Annotated in this window: 16 protein-coding genes and 7 tRNA genes; 14 read left to right on the forward strand and 9 right to left on the reverse strand. The window is 71.8% G+C overall.

Features of this window, described 5'->3' with window-relative positions:
* The coding region (locus tag ACFFIA_RS41595) for an RICIN domain-containing protein (protein ID WP_377262538.1) at positions 1-711 on the reverse strand (711 nt) is incomplete at its 3' end.
* Positions 712-935: 224 nt separating this feature from the next.
* On the opposite strand from ACFFIA_RS41595, the gene ACFFIA_RS41600 reads away from it, so the two are divergent.
* From ACFFIA_RS41600 to ACFFIA_RS41610, 3 genes are all read left to right on the forward strand, one after another.
* On the forward strand, positions 936-3047 hold the full coding sequence (locus ACFFIA_RS41600) for a sigma-70 family RNA polymerase sigma factor (protein ID WP_377262540.1): 2112 nt from the start codon (positions 936-938) through the stop codon (positions 3045-3047).
* 72 nt (positions 3048-3119) lie between these two features.
* Positions 3120-3836: a dienelactone hydrolase family protein gene (locus tag ACFFIA_RS41605; protein ID WP_377262542.1), complete on the forward strand. Its 717-nt coding sequence runs from the start codon at positions 3120-3122 to the stop codon at positions 3834-3836.
* Positions 3829-4488 carry a phosphoribosyltransferase gene (locus ACFFIA_RS41610; protein ID WP_377262544.1) on the forward strand — a complete coding sequence of 220 codons (660 nt, stop codon included), beginning with the start codon at positions 3829-3831 and terminating at the stop codon, positions 4486-4488. The genes ACFFIA_RS41605 and ACFFIA_RS41610 overlap by 8 nt, the downstream gene beginning before the upstream one ends.
* Positions 4489-4553: 65 nt before the next feature.
* Here ACFFIA_RS41610 and ACFFIA_RS41615 read toward each other — a convergent pair whose 3' ends face one another.
* The 3 genes from ACFFIA_RS41615 to ACFFIA_RS41625 form a co-directional block, all read right to left on the reverse strand.
* Complete coding sequence (locus tag ACFFIA_RS41615) at positions 4554-5387, reverse strand: alpha/beta fold hydrolase (protein ID WP_377262546.1); 834 nt, start codon at positions 5385-5387, stop codon at positions 4554-4556.
* Between the two features lie 222 nt (positions 5388-5609).
* Positions 5610-7154 (reverse strand): hypothetical protein, encoded by a 1545-nt coding sequence (locus ACFFIA_RS41620; protein WP_377262548.1) that lies wholly within the window; start codon positions 7152-7154, stop codon positions 5610-5612.
* A 96-nt stretch (positions 7155-7250) separates the two neighbouring features.
* Positions 7251-7439, reverse strand: a complete 189-nt coding sequence (locus ACFFIA_RS41625; protein WP_377262607.1) for a hypothetical protein — start codon at positions 7437-7439, stop codon at positions 7251-7253.
* 415 nt (positions 7440-7854) lie between these two features.
* On the opposite strand from ACFFIA_RS41625, the gene ACFFIA_RS41630 reads away from it, so the two are divergent.
* Entirely contained in the window at positions 7855-10626 is a 2772-nt protein-coding gene (locus ACFFIA_RS41630) for an immune inhibitor A domain-containing protein (protein WP_377262550.1), read from the forward strand.
* A gap of 54 nt (positions 10627-10680) precedes the next feature.
* On the opposite strand, the gene ACFFIA_RS41635 is transcribed toward ACFFIA_RS41630, so the two are convergent.
* Together ACFFIA_RS41635 and ACFFIA_RS41640 are read right to left on the reverse strand one after the other, a co-directional pair.
* Positions 10681-11529 (reverse strand): hypothetical protein, encoded by an 849-nt coding sequence (locus tag ACFFIA_RS41635; protein WP_377262552.1) that lies wholly within the window; start codon positions 11527-11529, stop codon positions 10681-10683.
* A complete protein-coding gene (locus ACFFIA_RS41640) occupies positions 11522-12019 on the reverse strand; it encodes a sigma-70 family RNA polymerase sigma factor (protein ID WP_377262554.1) in 498 nt (165 codons plus the stop codon). Before ACFFIA_RS41640 ends, ACFFIA_RS41635 begins: the two co-directional genes overlap by 8 nt.
* A gap of 633 nt (positions 12020-12652) precedes the next feature.
* Between ACFFIA_RS41640 and ACFFIA_RS41645 the strand changes: the two genes are divergently transcribed.
* The 7 genes from ACFFIA_RS41645 (at position 12653) to ACFFIA_RS41675 (ending at position 13258) form a co-directional block, all read left to right on the forward strand.
* Positions 12653-12725, forward strand: a tRNA-Phe gene (locus ACFFIA_RS41645).
* Positions 12726-12730: 5 nt separating this feature from the next.
* Positions 12731-12802: transfer RNA gene (locus ACFFIA_RS41650), tRNA-Glu, on the forward strand.
* Position 12803: 1 nt separating this feature from the next.
* Positions 12804-12880, forward strand: a tRNA-Gly gene (locus ACFFIA_RS41655).
* Between the two features lie 6 nt (positions 12881-12886).
* Positions 12887-12963, forward strand: a tRNA-Gln gene (locus tag ACFFIA_RS41660).
* Position 12964: 1 nt separating this feature from the next.
* A tRNA-Leu gene (locus ACFFIA_RS41665) sits at positions 12965-13038 on the forward strand.
* Between the two features lie 45 nt (positions 13039-13083).
* A tRNA-Gln gene (locus ACFFIA_RS41670) sits at positions 13084-13158 on the forward strand.
* 17 nt (positions 13159-13175) lie between these two features.
* Positions 13176-13258: transfer RNA gene (locus tag ACFFIA_RS41675), tRNA-Ser, on the forward strand.
* 145 nt (positions 13259-13403) lie between these two features.
* On the opposite strand, the gene ACFFIA_RS41680 is transcribed toward ACFFIA_RS41675, so the two are convergent.
* On the reverse strand, positions 13404-13910 hold the full coding sequence (locus tag ACFFIA_RS41680) for a levansucrase (RefSeq protein WP_377262556.1): 507 nt from the start codon (positions 13908-13910) through the stop codon (positions 13404-13406).
* Positions 13911-14050: 140 nt separating this feature from the next.
* Here ACFFIA_RS41680 and ACFFIA_RS41685 point away from each other — a divergent pair, with 140 nt between their 5' ends.
* Positions 14051-14236, forward strand: a complete 186-nt coding sequence (locus tag ACFFIA_RS41685) for a hypothetical protein (protein ID WP_377262558.1) — start codon at positions 14051-14053, stop codon at positions 14234-14236.
* Positions 14237-14354: 118 nt separating this feature from the next.
* Here ACFFIA_RS41685 and ACFFIA_RS41690 read toward each other — a convergent pair whose 3' ends face one another.
* Positions 14355-15146 carry an RNA polymerase sigma factor SigF gene (locus ACFFIA_RS41690; protein ID WP_377262560.1) on the reverse strand — a complete coding sequence of 264 codons (792 nt, stop codon included), beginning with the start codon at positions 15144-15146 and terminating at the stop codon, positions 14355-14357.
* A 224-nt stretch (positions 15147-15370) separates the two neighbouring features.
* On the opposite strand from ACFFIA_RS41690, the gene ACFFIA_RS41695 reads away from it, so the two are divergent.
* Positions 15371-16156 carry a hypothetical protein gene (locus ACFFIA_RS41695; protein WP_377262562.1) on the forward strand — a complete coding sequence of 262 codons (786 nt, stop codon included), beginning with the start codon at positions 15371-15373 and terminating at the stop codon, positions 16154-16156.
* A 30-nt stretch (positions 16157-16186) separates the two neighbouring features.
* On the opposite strand, the gene ACFFIA_RS41700 is transcribed toward ACFFIA_RS41695, so the two are convergent.
* Positions 16187-16459, reverse strand: coding sequence for a hypothetical protein (locus ACFFIA_RS41700; protein WP_377262565.1), 273 nt, complete (start codon positions 16457-16459; stop codon positions 16187-16189).
* Between the two features lie 251 nt (positions 16460-16710).
* On the opposite strand from ACFFIA_RS41700, the gene ACFFIA_RS41705 reads away from it, so the two are divergent.
* Positions 16711-18093, forward strand: a complete 1383-nt coding sequence (locus ACFFIA_RS41705; RefSeq protein ID WP_377262567.1) for a cellulase family glycosylhydrolase — start codon at positions 16711-16713, stop codon at positions 18091-18093.
* The last annotated feature ends 117 nt before the right edge of the window (positions 18094-18210 follow it).

The following is an 18210-nucleotide window of genomic DNA, read 5'->3' on the forward strand; positions in this document are numbered from 1 at the left end:
ATCCTGGCTCTCCTCCTGACCGCCGTCACCGATACAGCAGTACCGGCGCATCCCACCATCCAGCGTGCCGGAGACCGAGATCGTGCCGTTGACGTTCACCTGGCCGGTCGGCGTCGGCCAACTCCCCGACGGCGGCGGAGTGGTCGGGTTGCCCCCGCCACCACCGACGTTGACGAGCTGCCACTGCTGGTTCCAGCCGTTGAGGTCGGTGAACTGGGCGATCGGCCCGCCGTCGGCGGTCGACCACTCCCACACGTCCAGCGCCTTGTTGCTGTGCCGGTTGATGAACCGCACGTACCCGGCGTCCGAGTCCGCGAGGCGGAAGTGCTGCCGCGTGTTGCCGCTGTCGGCCATCTGGACCAGGCGGGCACCGTCGGTGGCGTTGGGGACCTCCAGCACCTTGCCGCTGTGCACCGACCGGATCTTGTAGTAGCCGCTGCCGGCGTCGACGAACCGCCACCGCTGGACGGCCAGGTCGTTGCGGGCGAACTGGACGATCGGGGCGCCGTCGTTCGTGGCCCAGTTGTACAGGTCCATCGCCTTGTTGCTGTGCCGGTTCACGAACACGTAGTCCGTGCTGGTGCTGACGGTCGCCGCCGACGCCGTGGTGAGGCCGACGGTGGTGATGGCACCGGCGGCCACGAGGGCGGTCGCACCAGCGACGAGCGCCAGGCTGCGGCGACTCCTGCCGGTGCGTCTGAGTTGGATCATCGCGAGACTCCTCTTGGGTCACGGTGAGCGAGGTCGCCGTGGGAGGTGACGGCATCCTGGTAGACGACTGCGGGCAGACGCAGACAACCAAAAACTTCGATCTAATACAGAGATACGCCCCCTACCAGCGTCGACGCAAGAGATAGTTGGTTTCCTTTACTTACTTACGTCGTTGTGCCACCATCGTGTCCGGGCCGGATCGATCCGGAGTGAGCGGTGCTGCCATGACCCAGAGTGAGATCGAGGCCTGCCCTGACGTCGCCACGCTCGTGGCCGCCGCCCAGGCCGGCGACCGCGCGGCACTCGACCAGCTCGTCGCCGCCCACCTGCCGGTCATCTACACCGTCGTCGGCCGCGCGCTCAACGGGCACGCCGACGTCGACGACCTGGTGCAGGACACCATGATCAAGGTGATGCGCGGGCTGCCCGGCCTGCGCGAGCCGGAGCGCTTCCGCTCCTGGGCCGTCGCGATCGCCTACCGGCAGGTCCAGCAGTACCTGCGCGAGCGCCGCCGCAGCCGAGTCCGGCTGCACGACGCGCCGCCGGAACTGCCCGACCCGCACGCCGACTTCGCCGACGGCGCGGTCGCCGCGCTCGCCCTGACCGGGCAGCGGCGGGAGCTGGCGCGGGCGGCCCGCTGGCTGGACGACGGCGACCGCCAGCTGCTCGCGCTCTGGTGGCGGGAGTCGGCCGGCGAACTGACCCGCGAGGAGGTCGCCGCCGCCCTCGCGATCAACGCCAAGCACGCGGCGGTGCGACTCCAGCGCCTGCGCGAACGGCTCGACGCGGCCCGCTGCGTGGTCCGTGCCCTGGCCGCGCGCCCGCGCTGCCCCGAGCTGGCCGCCGAGCTGCGCGGCTGGAACGGCGCCGCCGCTCCCCTCTGGCGCAAGCGGCTGGTCCGGCACACGCGCGACTGCGCCCGCTGCGCCAGCCACCGGCGCGGGCTGGTGCCGGCGGAGAAGCTGCTGCTCGGCCTCGCCGCGCTCCCCCTGCCCGTCGTGCTCACCGAGGGCGTGGCGGCCGCCACCGCCGCCCCGTCGATCGCGCACTCCCTGCTGGGGTACCTGCAGAACAAGCTCGCCGTCGCCGCGACCGTGACCGTCGTCGCGGGCGGCGGCCTCACGTACGCGGTGGTGGAGACGCCGCTGCTCCCCTCGGTCGCGGAGCCGCCGCCGGTGGCCGCTCCGGTCGCCGCGCCGCCCGAGGTTCCTTCGGCTCCGGCTTCGGCGCCGAGGGCTCCCCGACCCGCGGGCCCTCCGGACGCGGACATCGTCGTGGCGCCGGACGGTTCGGACGGCGGGGACGGGACGCTGGCGCGGCCGTACGCCACGCTCGCGAAGGCGGTCGCCACCGTCCGGCCGGGACAGACGATCGCGCTGCGCGGCGGCACGTACCGCCCCACCAGGGGCACCGTCATCGAGACCGACGGCGAGCCGGACCGCCGCATCACGCTGACCAACTACCGCGACGAGCGCCCGGTCATCGACGCCAGCGGCGTACCGGCGGACGAGTGGGCGGTGACCCACCACGGCGACCACTGGACCGTACGCGGCCTGGAGGTCACCGGCTCGCGCAGCCACGCGTACGTCTGCCGGTCGTGCCGGGGCAACGTCTTCATCGGACTGTCCATGCACGACAACGTCCGCTCCGGCCTGACCCTGCGCGATCCGGGCACTGTGGACAACCAGGTGCTGGACAGCGACTTCTACCGCAACTACGACCCCCGCGGGCGGGGCCGGGCCGGGATCGGGCTGGCGATAAAGTTCGGCGACGGCACCGGCAACGTGATCCGCGGCTGCCGCGCGTTCGATAACGCCGACAGCGGCTTCGACGTCGGCCACTTCGCCGACCCGGTGCGGCTGGAGCGCAACTGGGCGTACGGCAACGGCGTCAACCGGTGGAACGCGCCCGAGTGGCAGGCGAACGCGGACGGCTTCCACCTCGGCGGCGGCAGCCCGGCCCCGGCCGCCGCGCACGAGGTACGCGACAACGCGGCGTGGGACAACGTGGGGCACGGCTTCAGCGACGGCGGCAACCCGGACGGGCTGCGGCTGGCCGGCAACACCGCCTTCCGCAACGGCGGCATCGGCTTCCACCTCCCGACCTCGGCCGCCACGCTCACCCGCAACGCCGCAATCGGCAACGGCACGCCCGCCGAGATCGGCGACGACCGGGCCCGCTCCACGGGGAACACGTGGGACGGCGGCGACTGGACGGAGCGGATGTTCCACTCGACCGACCCGGCCACCGCACAGGGCCCGCGCCAGCCGGGCGGCGCGCTCCCGCGTACCAGCTTCCTGACCAGCGACTCAGGGATGGGCGCGGCGACGGGGTAGGCGGCGGGAGATTTCCTCCGGTCACGTGGCCGGCGACCGCATAGGTGCGGTCACGCGGGGTACCCGGTCGGTATGAAGCTGGATGCCGCCGGTGCCGCCCTCGACGCCGACGTGGCCGTGCCGCCCGACCCGCGTGGCCTCGTGCTCTTCGCGCACGGCAGCGGCAGCTCGCGGCTCAGCCCGCGCAACCGGATGGTCGCCGGCCGGCTGGAGGCGGCGGGCTTCGGCACCGTGCTGACCGACCTGCTCACCGAGCGGGAGGAGGAGACGGACGCGGCGACCGCCGAGTTCCGCTTCGACATCCCGCTGCTGGCCCGCCGGCTGACCGGGATCGTCGACCGGCTCGGCGAGCGGCGCCAGGTACGCGGCCTGCCGCTGGGCCTCTTCGGCGCCAGCACCGGCGCGGCCGCCGCGCTGCGGACCGCCGCCGCGCGATCCCAGCGGGTACACGCCGTCGTCTCCCGCGGCGGCCGCCCCGACCTGGCCGGCGACGACCTCGCCCTGGTCCACGCGCCGACCCTGCTGATCGTCGGCGAGCGGGACCCCGAGGTGATGGAGCTGAACCGCGCGGCGGCGACCGAGCTGAGCGGCGAGTGGGCGTTGCGGACCGTGCCCGGCGCCAGCCACCTCTTCGAGGAGCCGGGCGCGCTGGACGAGGTGGCGGACGCGGCGGCCGCGTGGTTCGGCGCCCACCTCGGCCGCGAGGCGGAGGACCGTGACCAGACCGGAGAGGCCCCCGAGGCCGTGGGCCGGGAGGCGATGGGTATGGAAGGTGGCACGCATGCGTGAGGACCGCTTCGAGGACCGCGACGCGGGCGGACGGACGCTCGCCGGCGCGATCACCGAACGCGCACCGGAGCTGGTCGGGCAGAGCGCGCTGGTGCTCGGACTGCCGCGCGGCGGGGTACCGGTGGCGCGGCACGTCGCCGACGCGCTCGACGCCGAACTCGACGTGCTCGTGGCCCGGAAGATCGGCATGCCCGGCCAGCCCGAGTTGGGCATCGGTGCGGTCACCGCCGGCGGCCCCGCGCTCTTCGACCACCGCACGCTCGAGTACTTCGACATCGACCCGCGCCGCCTCGCGCCGGAGGTGGACCGGGAACGCGCCGAGGCCGAGCGCCGCCTGCACCGGTACCGCGGCGACCGCCCGCCACCGCTGGTGCGGGACCGTTCGGTCGTGGTGGTGGACGACGGCCTGGCGACCGGCGTGACCGCCCGCGCGGCCCTGCGTGGCATACGGGCCCAGGAGCCGGCGCGGCTGGCGTTCGCGGCACCGGTCTGCGCCGCCTCGTCCATCGCCGCGCTCGCCGAGGAGGCGGACGACGTCTGGTGCGTGCTCCAGCCGGCCGACTTCGGCGCGGTCGGCGCGTGGTACAAGGACTTCCGGCAGCTCAGCGACGCCGACGTGGAGGCCGCGCTGGCCGCCGCCGACCGCCGCTGACCGACCCCGCTCGGCGTACCGCGCCGCGTGGCCGGTCCGCCGAGCGGAGGTACGAGTCCCGGCGCTCACTCCGCCAGGAAGCCGAGCAGCGCCGGGTTCACCTCCTCGGGGTGGGTCCAGCCGACGTTGTGCGGACCGCCCTCGATCGGCACCAGGCGCACGTCCTTGAGCAGCGCGGGCAGCCGCTGGGCGGTGGCCGGGAACGGCAGGATGCGGTCCTCGGTGCCGTGTACGACCAGCACCGGCACGTCGATGTTCGCCACGTCGTCGCGGAAGTCGGTGAGCCAGGCGTCGATGCAGGCGTACGAGGCCCACGGCGAGGCGTCGGCGGCGACGTTGAAGCTGGCCTGGAACGCCTGGTCGCTGATCCGCTCCGGGGCCAGCTTGTCGGTGTTGTAGAAGTTGTCGAAGAACTGCTTGAAGTACGCGTACCGGTCAGCGAGCGCCGCGTTCTTGAGCTCCTCGAACACCTGCCCGTCGACGCCCTCGGGGTTGTCGTCCGTCTTGAGCAGGAACGGCGGGATCGCGCCCAGCAGCGCCGCCCTGCGTACCCGGGCCGAGCCGTACTTGCCGAGGTAGCGGGTCACCTCGCCGGTGCCCATGGAGAAGCCGACCAGCACCGCGTCGCTGAGGTCGAGCCGCTCCATCAAGGTGTTGAGGTCGCCGGCGAAGGTGTCGTAGTCGTACCCGAGCGAGGGGCGGCTCGACTCGCCGAACCCGCGCCGGTCGTACGCGATCACCCGATAGCCGGCGTCCAGCAGCTCGCGGTGCTGGCGTTCCCAGGAGCGCCCGTTGAGCGGGTACCCGTGGATCAGCACCACCGGCTGGCCCTGGCCGTGGTCCTCGTAGTAGATCTCGATGTCGCCGCCGTTCTCGGCGCCGACCTTGACTCGTGGCATGACCCCTCCTGCCTGTCGTCGTGTGTCCCGCGCACCATCCTCCGCGCGCATGCGCCCGGATTCTGGCTTTTCTCCGCCTTTCGATGGAGAGCGGGAGAGGCGGCGAGACCGGGCCGCGACCGCGTACGCGAAGGCGTCGCCACGACGGCGGTGAGGGTGAGGGCGAGGGTGAGCGCGCGGCGCCCCCAGGCACCGTCCACTGTGCACGGACGAAGCCACGCGTCAGGCGGCCAGGGGCTCCTTCTCGACGGGGCGCGCGACCGGCTCGGCCGGCACCGGCGCGGGCTTGGTGGGCGGCACGGTGCCGCGCCGCCCACGCAGCGCGAGCGCCGCGCCCAGGGCGGCCAGCGGGATCGACGGCACCGTGTACCGAGGCTCCATCACCGAGGTCGCGACCGAGATGACGATCATGCCGAACGCGACACCGGTCAGGAAGAGCGAGTCGACGACGTCGCGCCGCCCCGGGTCGTCGCGGCACGCGCCCTTCGCGGCCGGCTCGGCGGCGGGAGGCGGCGTATCGAGACCGCCGGGGTCGTCCGCGCCGCGCGGCCGGTCACCGTCGCGCGACCTCGCCCGCCGGGCCAGCCGCACCAGCGGCGCGGCGACCGCGACCAGCAGGCAGATCGCGGTGAACGTGGCCGGCAGGGTCGCCACGCGCCCGTACAAGTGCATCGCGGGCACCAGCGCGTGGTCGTACTTCGACACGTCGACACGGGGCTCGCGGGTCGCCGGATCCCAGGGCGCCATCGCCGCCTGGCAGCCCGTGATGCCGGGCTCGGGGAAGTGCCAGAGCTGCTCGAAGCACGTGTATCGCTCATCCGGGTCGGGACCGGGACGGACCAGCAGCCACGACTCGACCACGACCGTGCGGGCGTAGTCGCCCGGCTGCGCCAGGATCGCCTTGCGCGCGAACGACCCGAACAGCGGGTCGTGCTCCCGCTCCGGGAGCTTCGCCGCGGGCGAGTGGCGGGACCAGATGTAGACGTCGACTGGCATCCGCTCGTCGAGCGGCTCGGGCGGGCAGATCTGCCGCTCCGCCGGGGTCAGGTCGAGCTTGTCGCACTGCACGAACGAGGTGGTGCGCGCCCACAGGAACCGGCCGGAGTAGGTGCCGAGCGAGTAGACGCCGTAGTGCGACTGGTACCACACCGCGTATCCGGCCAGCGGGATCGCGAACACCACGGCGAACACGCCGATCCGGGCCAGACCCACGCGGCGGACCAGCAGGAAGACGACCACAGCGCCAACCAGTGGAAGGCCGATCGTGCGGGTGAGCGCCGCGGCGGAGAGCAGCACGCCCGCGCCGGCGACCGCCCACCAGCCGGGCCGGGGTGACCAGCACAGCGCGATCACCGCGCACACCAGCAACGCGATGAACAGCGACTCGGCCAGCAGGAAGTGCTCCAGCAGCACGGTGCGCGCGTCGAGCAGGATCGGCGCCACCGCCGCGGTCGCCCACCATCGGGAGACCGACCGGCGGCGCAGGAACGCGTACACGAGCGCCGCGACCGCGAGACCCAGCAGGTGCTGGAGCCCCACGATCAGCCGTACCGAATGGAAGGGCGAAAGCACCCACACCGCGAACGAATAGCCGAACGGCCGCGACGGGTTGGGAATGTGACTGAAGGCCCCGTTGACGTAGATGTTGGAATCGCCACGGAACCAGAAGCCCGGGTTGTAGGCGATCATCACCAGGACGCGCAGCACGAGACCCGCGGCCAACAGCACGAGAAATGGCCAGTGGGTGCGCAGCAGGCGCCAGAGCACGTGTCCCCCGATACGCCAGCACCGGTCCCACGCCGGATAGGGCGAAGAGCACGCTACGACAGCCCTGTTGCCTTCGCAATGACCGTTTGTCCGATACTAAGGGACGGTCTTCTCGATGGCGGCCGGCCCCTCGTCGGCCAGCCGGCGCCGCGCCTCCTCCATGTTCTCCGGGTTCGGGTCCTTGCCTTCCGCGATCACCAGGTCCTCCGGTTCCCATGGCTGCTCCGCCCCGGTCCGTGGCTGCTCCACCGGCCGCTCGGCCCGGTCACGCCCGCTCTCGGTCATGCCGCTCACCTCCTCCTGGACGCATACCCCGGTGGTCGCGGTCCACGCGTGGACCGGCCCGGCCGTTCGGCGGGCGGCGAGCCGGACGGGCGTCGATGGCGCGGAAGGCCGCCACACCACAGTGGACGACCGTGCCGGGAAGAGGAGTCATGACGGACAAGCACCAACTGTCCGGTTGATCTGGTACCCCGATCCCGGGGCGACAACGGTGGTTGTCCATATTCGCGACGTGCAATAGCGTCCATTCGTTGCCCGCGTATCCGACCGGATGCGGTGGGTGATCAAGCTCGTGCAAGGACGCGCGAGAAAGGGGAGGACGTTGTTACGTCGATCATCCAGCGGGGGGACCATGTGGACGAGCAGGAAAAGACGGGCACTGATCTCGATACCCGTCCTGGTTGTCGCAGTAGCTGGCGTGTCGGTGACCTCGGCCGGCCCGGCGGCGGCTGACCGGCCCGCCGTTTTCATCCCGTCCGAGCGCGACTACTACATCAACTACGTCGAGCCGAAGGTGGAGCGCACCACCGACGGCCGGGAGATCGTGACCCAGGCGGGCAAGCGCAAGGTCAAGCAGGCGCAGCCCGACCCCGTCACGCAGTACGGCCGCAAGTTTTCCGAGGGCAACCCGGTCGCCGCGCGAGGGCTGGCCAAGACCGAGGCGGAGGCCATCCGCACCGGCAAGAACCCCCGGCACATCCGCTACAAGCAGGCCGACCAGACCCAGGTCGCCAAGCTGCTGACCATCCTCGTCGAGTTCAACCCGAACGCCAACGACGACTTCACCGGTGTCATGGTGCCGCAGGCGACGTTCGACGACGCCACCACGCCGCAAAACGAGCGTGACTGCGTGCCCGGCAGCGTCCAGAACGGGCCGCTGCACAACAACATCCCCAACCCGGCAAACGCGTCCCACCCCGACAACAACACGTTCTGGGTGCCCGACTTCTCGCCGAAGCTCTACAACGACATGCTCTACACGCGCGAGGGCATCAAGCAGCGGGTCCGGCCCGACCTGCGCGGCCCGGACGGCAAGCGCGGCATCGACCTGCGCGGCTACACGATGCACAACATGTACCTGGAGATGTCCAAGGGGGCGTACACCGTCGACGGCGAGGCCACGCCGTGGGTCACGGTGCCGCACTCCGAGGCGTGGTACGGCGCGGACACCTGCACGCAGGTCGACGGCGAGTGGGTCGCCGGCCAGAGCCAGGACATGAACGGTCATCCGGACAATCCCGCCGGCGCGGCCGCGCTCGGCATCGACGCGGTCAACGTGCTGGCCGCGCAGGACCCGGACTTCCCGTGGGCCGACTACGACATCGAGGACGTCTCGGACGCCGACGGCGACGGCAACTTCAACGAGCCGGACGGCGTGGTCGACCACCTCGTGCTGGTGCACGCGGGCGAGGACAAGTCCGGTGGCGGCGGCGCCGAGGGCCCGTACGCGATCTGGGCCCACTCCTCCACCATCGTGCCCGGCCACACCATCCCGGGTACCGACAAGATGATCAGCAACTACATCGTGCAGCCGGAGGACTCCGGCGTCGGCGTCTTCGCCCACGAGTACGGCCACGACCTGGGCCTGCCCGACCTGTACGACATCGGCTCCGGCGGCGACTCCGACGTCGACTTCTGGGACCTGATGTCCTCCGGCTCGCACACCGGCCCGATCTTCCAGGGCATCCCGACGCACATGGGCCTCTGGGACAAGTTCGTGCTCGGCTGGGCCGACCCGTTGATCCTCAACCCCGGCGACGACCCGGCCCGCGTGAAGATCGGGCAGACGTCGCGCACACCGGTCGGCACCGAGGACGGCGTGCGGGTCAACCTCCCCACCAAGGAGGTCAACCTCTCCACGCCGCACAGCGGAGACGGCCAGTGGTGGACCAACAACGACCAGTCCTGGGCCGACGTGCGGCTGACCCGCGAGCTCGCGGTGCCGGCCGGCGGCGACGTCCGATTCTGGCTGTGGAACCACTACCAGATCGAGACGGACTGGGACTTCGGCTTCGTCGAGGTTTCCACCGACGGCGGCGCCACCTGGGCCGAGCAGAAGGTCTTCGACGCGGCGGGCAACCTCGTCACCACCGACGACGGCTACCCCGACCCGCACGGCCGCATGCACGACTACGGCGGCAAGAAGTACGGCCTGAGCGGCAGCACCGGTGGCGAGTGGCGGCACGACTACGTCAACCTCACGCCGTTCGCCGGCCAGACCGTCCAGCTGCGCCTGCGGTACGCCACGGACGAGGCGTTCGAGGACACCGGCTGGTTCGCCGACGACTTCTCGGTCACCGCCGACGGCACCACCACCTGGTCCGACGACGTCGAGAGCGGCGACAACGGCTGGACGCCCACGGTCACCTCGTTCACCAACACGACCGGCACCGGCTGGAGCATCTCCCCCGGCAACTTCGCGTACGCGCACTACTACCTCGCGGAGTGGCGCAACCATGACGGCTTCGACGTGGGCCTCAAGTACGCGTACAACACGAACTACTCGCGCGACGGCGCGTGGAAGGTCGACCGGGTTCCGTACAACGCGCCCGGCATGCTGGTGTGGTACCGCGACACCAGCTACGGCAACCTCAACCTGACGCTCAACAACCTGTACGACCCACCGAGCATCGGCTCCAAGGGCGGGCTGCTGATCGTCGACTCGCACTTCGATCCGCTGCGCCGGCAGGGCAAGGCCGCCGACAAGGACCCGTCGGCGCTCAACAACCTGCCGTCCCGGCCACAGTCGAGCAACGCGGCGTTCACCTTCGGCAAGACGTACCCGTTCACCGAGTGCTTCGAGGCGCCGAACGAGCCGTTCAGCTCGTACTGCACGAAGTTCAAGGCCCAGCCCGGCGTCTCGTCGTTCACCGACGCTAAGGGCTGGTACCCCGGCATCGAGTACCGCCCGGACCTCGACGCCGCCAACCCGCTGTTCTTCCGCGACGCCGACGCGTCGGTGGTGCTCCCCTCCGAGGGGAACGCGCCGTACACCGCGCGGATCGTCGACAAGAACGGCAAGCTGGTGAAGAGCCAGTACGGCATCGACCTGGGCGGCGGTGTGCTGACCGGCACCGGCAACCCCGGTGACGCCGGCGTCAACTTCGGCGTCGGATTCCGGCTGCTCTCCCCCGGCCACCACAACCAGTGGGCCACCGTCCAGGTGATCCCGCCGCCCGCGGCGCCGTAAACCGCACCATCCCCGGGGCCGCCGCCAGCACGCGCTGGCGGCGGCCCCACCGTCTCACAGCCGGCGGGCCGCCCTGATCGCGATCTCCCGCATCCGGGCGGGATCGCCCTGGTCGCTCTGGATCACCTCGACACGGTCGCCGACCCGCACCACCGCCTTGATGGAGACGATGTCCTGCTCCGGCGAGACCGGCTCCCCGGTGCGGGCGTCGAGGCTGCGGACCAGGTGCCGGATCAGCAGCGAGTCGTCGCCGGCGAAGCCCTCCTCCAGCACCTCGTACTCGTGCTCGACCCGCGCCGGGCGCTCCTCCGTGGACGCCTCACCGCCGGCGTAGCCGTACTCCGCGCACGCCTCGATCACGCGCCGCACGTCCTCCATCACCTGCTCGGCACCGGTCTGCGGATAGCTCGCAAGTTCGGCGTGGATGCCCAGCGCCCCGGAGGTGTCCCCGTCCGGCGTCACGATGTTGATGCGCATCCAGAGGTAGTCCAGGGGCGCGGTCACGCCGAGCCCCGCGTACGCCCCGCAGGCGTCGACCGAGAACGTCCAGGTCGGATACTCGCCCGGCGCGTAGGCGTGCTCGTTCGTCAGGTGGTGGCGCTCGCCCACGTCCTCCGGCTGCACCAGCGCCTCCGGGCCGAACCAGCCGGGCGGGCGGTCTCCGCCGTCCGGGGCCGGCGCGCTCGTCGGATCGCCGCCGCCGGGCGCGGGGGCGGCGCGGTCGGCCACCGGACCGGCCAGCAGCCACACCGACGTCACCAGGACGACCAGCGCGGCGGGCGCCGCGACCACCGCCCGCACGGTGCGGCGCCGGCCCCGGGCCCGGATCTCCGCCGGCTCCGGCCAGCGCGCGTCGGCCAGGTCACGCGCGAGCAGGTTCGGCAGGTTGCCCGGGTCACGCATCGCGCGCCTCCTCCAGGTCGACGGTGAGCAGCCCGGTAAGCGCGGCCCGGCCACGGGAGAGGCGGGCCTTGACGGTGCCCACGGGGGCGCCGGTCTGCCGGGCCACCTCGGACACCGGCAGGCCGAGCAGGTAGTACAACGTGAGCGCGGTGCGCTGCTCCTCGGGCAGCCGCCGCAGCGCGGTCACGATCTCCACCGTGTCGGTGCCGGGCGCGGGCACCGGGTCGGCCGGGCCGTGCCGCAGGTACGCCCGAGCCCGGCTGCGCAGGCTCCGCCAGCGGCTGACCGCGACGCGCGTGGCGACCAGGCGCACCCACGCCTCCGGGTCGTCGTACTGGCTCACCGTCGCCCAGCGCTGCCAGGCGCGGACGTACGCCTCCTGGGCGGCGTCCTGGGCCTCGGCGACGTCGCCGGTGACCACGTACAGGTAGCCGAGCAGCCGTTGCCGGCTGCCCCGGTAGAACTCGTCGAACCCGTCGACGTCACGCACCAGCTGCCTCCCCCGCGGATGGGTCGCCCAACACACGCACCAGCGCACCGGTGCGGTTGCAGCGTTGCATGGATTCGGAAAATCTGAATACGAGGTGTAGCAGGTGCCGCTGGCCGGTGCGCGGCTGCACGCCGCACCGCCGCGCGTGCGCGACTTCGGCACGTTCACCGTGCGCGCGTACGCCGTACTGACCGAATAGGACAGTGGGTCGATAAACGCTTGCGGCCCCCCGCGGGGCGGGCTTACCGTGATTGTCAACAGCGAGCACACACCAGACCGGGAGTCACCGACATGTCGTGGCAAGCCTTTCGCGAATCGACGCGGTTCACCCCGCACGGTCTCGCCGGCGTGCCCTCGGTCGGGCGGCCCGGCGACCTGACCGCCAGTGGTGAGCCGAGCCAGTGCCCGAGGCGGCGAAGTTAGCGCACATCCAGCGCGCTGACGCCGCCCACCCCACCGGGTTCGGGCGGCGTTCCTTTTCTGTTCCCGAGTCGCGCGCCGCGCGTCTCGGTACTGCCCTGGGCTCTTCCCGGCGCGGCGACGCAGGTTGAAAACTCCACAGTGGATGGCTTTGCACACAGTGCCCGGCCGGCCCCTTCTCCCGTGGGCCGGCCGGGCCCCCACGATCCTCACGCCCGCCAGGCTCAGCAGGTTGAGCGCGCCCCTGAAAAGGGCGAGGTCGCTGGTTCGATCCCAGCGGCGGGCACTCATGGCGAGTTCGGCTAGCGGTCAGGCCGCCGGGCCCTCATCCCGGAAGCAGGGGTTCGACTCCCCTACTCGCTGCGCGGTAGTAGCCCAACAGGCAGGGCACCAGCCTTCCAAGCTGGCATCGACGGGGTTCGAGTCCCCGCTGCCGCTCCAGGTCGTTCCGGGGCACGGCGCTGGCGTCCGTGCCCGCGCTTTGAACGCGGGACCCGCGGGTTCGATTCCCGCCCCCGGAGCCAGGCCGAGGTGGCCCAACCGGCAGAGGCGCGGAGCTCAAACCTCCGTCGTTGCGGGTTCGAATCCCGCTCTCGGCACGCCGGCCCGCGGCCGGCGGGACCTCTCTCCCCGCCGGCCGCCCTTGGGAGCTGATGTAACCGGCAGCATGGTTGCCTCTGAAGCAGCTCGTCCAGGTTCGAATCCTGGGCTCCCAGCCACTGTCCGCGTACCGCCTGGAGGATTCGCCATCGGCAAGGCAAGCGGGTTGCTAACCCGTCGCGGGTCACACCGTTGAGGGTTCGACTCCCTCATCCTCCGCCGCATCGCCATCCACTGTGGACGACGATGACGCACAGGAGGTGGCACCGATGTACGACCACGAGTGGAACCGCCTCGACCCGCGCCACCGGCCGGCCGGGGGCGTGAGTGACCCGCACGCCCCCGGCCGGTGGCGCCTGCCGGCTCAGCCGTGCCGGGCGGGCGGCGGGAAGTACGCGTCGAGCTTGCCGCGCAGGTGCCCGGCGAAGACCGCGCCGAGCATGGCCGTACCCCGGAAGTAGCTCGCGGTGCCCGCGGTGGTGTCCACGCCGACCGGCCGCGCGACGCTGCCGAAGCGGACGACCTGCTTGCTCCCGGCCCAGGCGAGCGCCGCGGGATCGACGTACGTGCTGACCAGCGCGGGCAGGACGGCGACGCCGACCTGGAGGCCGCGAAACTGCCCCTTGCGCGCCAGCGCGTAGTCGAGGGCCGTGTTCGTGAACGCCTCGATGTCGCTCAGCGCGACGGCGGACGCGGGGGCGACGACCGTGAGCAGGTGCAGCCTCGTCGCCATCCACCGCAGTCGGAAGTCGGCACGGTGGCCGACCAGCACGGGCGTGCCCTGCCAGTCCTCGGTGGTCACCTCGCAGCCGTCCACCTTGAGCCGCTCCGCCGTCGCGTCGATGTACGACCGCACCGCCTCGTCCACCATGGTCGCCTTCCTCTCTCGTGTCGGGGTACATCCAAGCGGATCGCCGCAGCCTGCCGCAGGCCCCCCCGGGTCGACCGTCGGACACGAGGACGCGGCGGAAGCGGATCACCTGGACGCCCGGCACCGACGACACCGGGATCGTGGAGTATCACGTGGTGCACGCGTTCAACATCGACGAGGTGTGTGTGCGTGCCAAGGTGCCGGGCAACGTGACCAGCGCGGTCGTCCCCTCCGGCGCCATGCCCAACCAGGTCTGGGTCGCCGCCTACGACGCCAGCTCGACAGCTTCGCGAGGCGGCCCCCGGAGCGGGACGGCGCTGGCGTGACCCCCGCCGCGGCGGGGACGGGCGGGTCGTACCAGAGAGGAAACGGCGCCCGCGTGGCGCGGAGGTGGCCCTTCGGGCGAGGTTGGGGCGGGGCTCCGGCTCCTCCTCGACCGGGCGCTCAGCGCAGGTCGCCCAGCTCCTCGCGGAGCCGGGCGAGGGTGCGGGCGAGCAGGCGGGAGACGTGCATCTGCGAGATGCCCACCTGGTCGGCGATCTGCTGCTGCGTCTGGTTGCCGTGGAAGCGCAACATGACGATCCGCCGCTCCCGCTCGGGGAGCGTGGCCAGCACCTTCGTCAGCGCCACGCGGGCGTCGACGTCGGCGTAGCCCGGGTCGTCGGTGCCGATCAGGTCTCCCAGGGGGGCGCCGTCTTCACTGGCGGGCACGGAGAGCGAGGCGGCGTTGTAGGCGCGGGCGCCCTCCATGCCCTCGAGCACGTCCTCCTCGGTGACCCCGAGGTGCTCGGCGACCTGGGCGACGGTCGGCGAGCGGCCCAGGGTCTGGGTCAGCGTGGCGTTGGCCTCGCTGATCGAGAGGCGGAGCTCCTGGAGGCGGCGCGGCACGCGCACGGCCCAGGTGCGGTCGCGGAAGTGCCGCTTGATCTCGCCGATGATCGTCGGCACCGCGAAGCCCACGAAGTCGACGCCTCGGTGCGGGTCGAAGCGATCGACCGCTTTGATCAGGCCGACGGTCGCGGTCTGGACGAGGTCGTCGAGCGGCTCGCCCCGGTCGCGGAACCGGCGGGCCAGGTGGTGTGCCAGCGGCAGCAGCTCCTCGATGACCCGGTCGCGGAAACCGGCCCGCCGCGGGTCGTCGGGCGCCATGCCAGCCAGCGTGACCAGCAGCGCCATAGTGCCGTCGGCGCTGGTCGCGGTCGTCGCGTGGGCCTCCTGGGTCGACGTGACCGTCATCTTCGACTCCTCCCCGAGTCTTCGACCTCAGCGACCGTCGCGGGCGATCAGCCGCAGGGGTCGACGAACAGCTATGGAGACCATAGCTGAAAGGTCACAGGAAGGCTAGCCGTTCGTATGAGTAGATTACCTATCTATCTGGTCGCGGACACCGACCACGGGCGGCGACCCAGGTTCGGTGACCGGGCCGGTACGGCGGGGCATCCGTCGATATGCTGCGACCCGTGGGCTTCTGGGGCACCATCGTGGTCGCATGCTCGCCGGTGCCACTGGCGCACCGCACGGAGCTTCTCGGCTTCGGCTACCAGCATCGCCGCGTGCAGGACCTCGGCGGCGGCTGGCAGGTGCTGGTGACCCAGGGCTGGCAGGACCCGCCCGATCTCGCCCTCGCCAGCGAGCCCCTCGCGGCCGGCACCGCGGCGCCGGTGCTCGCGGCATACGTCTGCGACGGCGACTGCGCGGCCCTCTTCACTCGCCTCCCCGAGGGGCGCACCGATTCCTGGCACCTCGCCACCCACCAGGTCGACTGTGGAAACGAGCACCGGCCCCGGCCGCGAGCCCGCGCCGCCGCCGAGGTCGTGTCCGAGTTGGACATCTGGGCCCGGGCGGCGGGCGTGGCCCCCGACGCGGCGCGTCTGCGGGCGGTGGTCGGTTACGACAAGGCCGCCAGCGCCCACCGGTCCGCCGACGAGCTGGTCTACGACCTGCTGCCCGCGCTCGGGTTCACCGCGCCGGGCGAGCCGCATCCGGTGGCGTTCGACATCGACGCGGAGCCGTACGCGCGCTTCGTCGGCAACTTCGGCCTCGCCATGATCGCCCGCGGCCGCGCGGTGTCCCGCCAGACCCGGCCCGACGAGGTGGAGCAGCCGTGGGAGGCCGCCGCCATCAGGCTGGAGCTGGATCTGTGGGCCGGGCTGCACCGCGACGACATCGACGTGGCCACGCTCCAGGCGCGGGCCGAGCGGCTGTGGGCCGACTACAGGCGCTCCCGCCCGGCGGAGTCGGGCTGAGGCCGGATCGGGTCCACGGTGGACCGTCCACTAGGCATCGTGTCGGTCCACCGGGCGGGCGAGGGCACCGCGCAGCAGGCTGGCTGAGCCCTCAGTCAGGCGTCCATAGGTGACGGTGGTGCCGCGCGCCGCGTCCCGCTCGACGATGACCAGCCGCTCGGCCAGCGCGGCCGGACCGCCCACGATCGCGGCGATCGTCGTCTCGAACTCCTGCCAGGTCAGGAGCCCGTCGATCGCGGCGAGCGGGCCGTCCACCTGGCAGCGTATGCCGAGCCGTTCGACGAATGGGCTGCTGTGCGTCATCGCTCTTCTCGTGGCTGGCCGACGGTTAATTCACTGATGGTGAATAAGTCTCGCGTGACCGCTAACAACCAGTAACCTAGCGACGATCGCCGGGCGTGGCAATGCCGCTACCCACTCCGCGGGGCTGCCCGATTGCGCGGCACCAATGCATTGACCTACGCTGATTGCCGCTGTGAGCCGGGCAGAGATCAGCGGGTCCATGAGCGGCCCGACCCTGCCCCGGTTCCGGGGCCTCCCATCAGAGGTAGGTCATGAGAAGACAACTCGCCGTGTTCGGCGTGGCCGTGCTCGCCGCGGCCGCGTCGGTCCTAATGTTCGTGCGACCCGCGGACGCCGCCGTGGGCCTGCACATCAGCGGTACCAACATCGTCGAGGCGAACGGCCAGCGGTTCGTGATGCGGGGCGTCAACCACCCGCACGTCTGGTTCACCGGCCAGACCCGCGCGTTCGCCGACATCAAGGCGCTCGGTGCCAACACCGTGCGCGTCGTGCTGGGCAGCGGCAAGCGGTGGGGCCCCTCCACCGACGTCGCCCAGGTCATCGCGCTCTGCAAGCAGAACCGGCTCATCTGCGTCCTGGAGGTGCACGACACCACCGGATACGGCGAGGAGGGCGCGGCCGCCAGCCTCGACGAGGCGGTCACGTACTGGATCAGCCAGAAGAGCGCCCTCGTCGGCCAGGAGAACCACGTCGTCATCAACATCGGCAACGAGCCGATCGGCAACCAGAACGCCGGCCAGTGGACCGCCGCCACCACCGCCGCGATCCAGCGGATGCGCACCAACGGCTTCGAGCACCTGCTGATGGTCGACGGGCCAAACTGGGGCCAGGACTGGCAGTACGTCATGCGGGACAACGCGCAGACGATCCTCAACGCGGACAGCCAGCGCAACACCGTGCTCTCGATCCACATGTACGCCGTCTTCAACACCGCCGCCAGCATCGTCGACTACCTCAACCGCTTCCAGGCGAACGGATGGCCGCTGGTGATCGGCGAGTTCGGCTGGCGGTTCAACTCGGGCGAGGTCGACCACGACACGATCCTGGCCGAGGCTAACGCCCGCGGGCTGGGCTACCTCGCCTGGTCGTGGAGCGGCAACACCGACCCGATCCTCGACATGACGGTCAACTTCGACCCCAACCAGCTCACCACCTGGGGTCAGCGGATCTTCAACGGCGCCAACGGCATCAAGGCGACCGCGCGGGAGGCCACGATCTACGGCGGCGGCACGCCGACCAGCAGCCCGCCGGTCACCACGCCCCCGGTCACCACGCCCCCGGTGACGACTCCCCCGGTCACCACGCCCCCGGTCACCACGCCGCCGCCCTCCTCCGGGGCCTGCACCGCGGCGTACTCCGTGCTGGGTCAGTGGCCGGGAGGCTTCCAGGGCGACGTACGGGTCACCGCCGGCAGCGCCGCCATCCGGGGCTGGACGGTCACGCTGACCTTCCCCAGTGGCCAGACCGTCAACCAGGCCTGGAACGCGACGGTGACCAGCAGCGGCGCCACCGCGACCGCCCGCAACGTGAGCTACAACGGCAGCCTCGGCGCCGGCGCCAGCACCACGTTCGGCTTCATCGGCTCGTGGAACGGCACCAACGGAGCGCCCACGCTCTCCTGCTCCGCGACCTGACCGCCGGCCGGGCCGGGTGCGGCGACGCATCCGGCCCGGCCCTCCCGAGGCTGGCCCGCACTCGACACGGCCCTCCCCCGACGCTGGCCGCTCCCTCGCTCGACGCGGGCGTCCCCC

This window comes from Phytohabitans kaempferiae (assembly GCF_042433955.1).
Taxonomy (GTDB): Bacteria; Actinomycetota; Actinomycetes; order Mycobacteriales; family Micromonosporaceae; genus Phytohabitans; species Phytohabitans kaempferiae.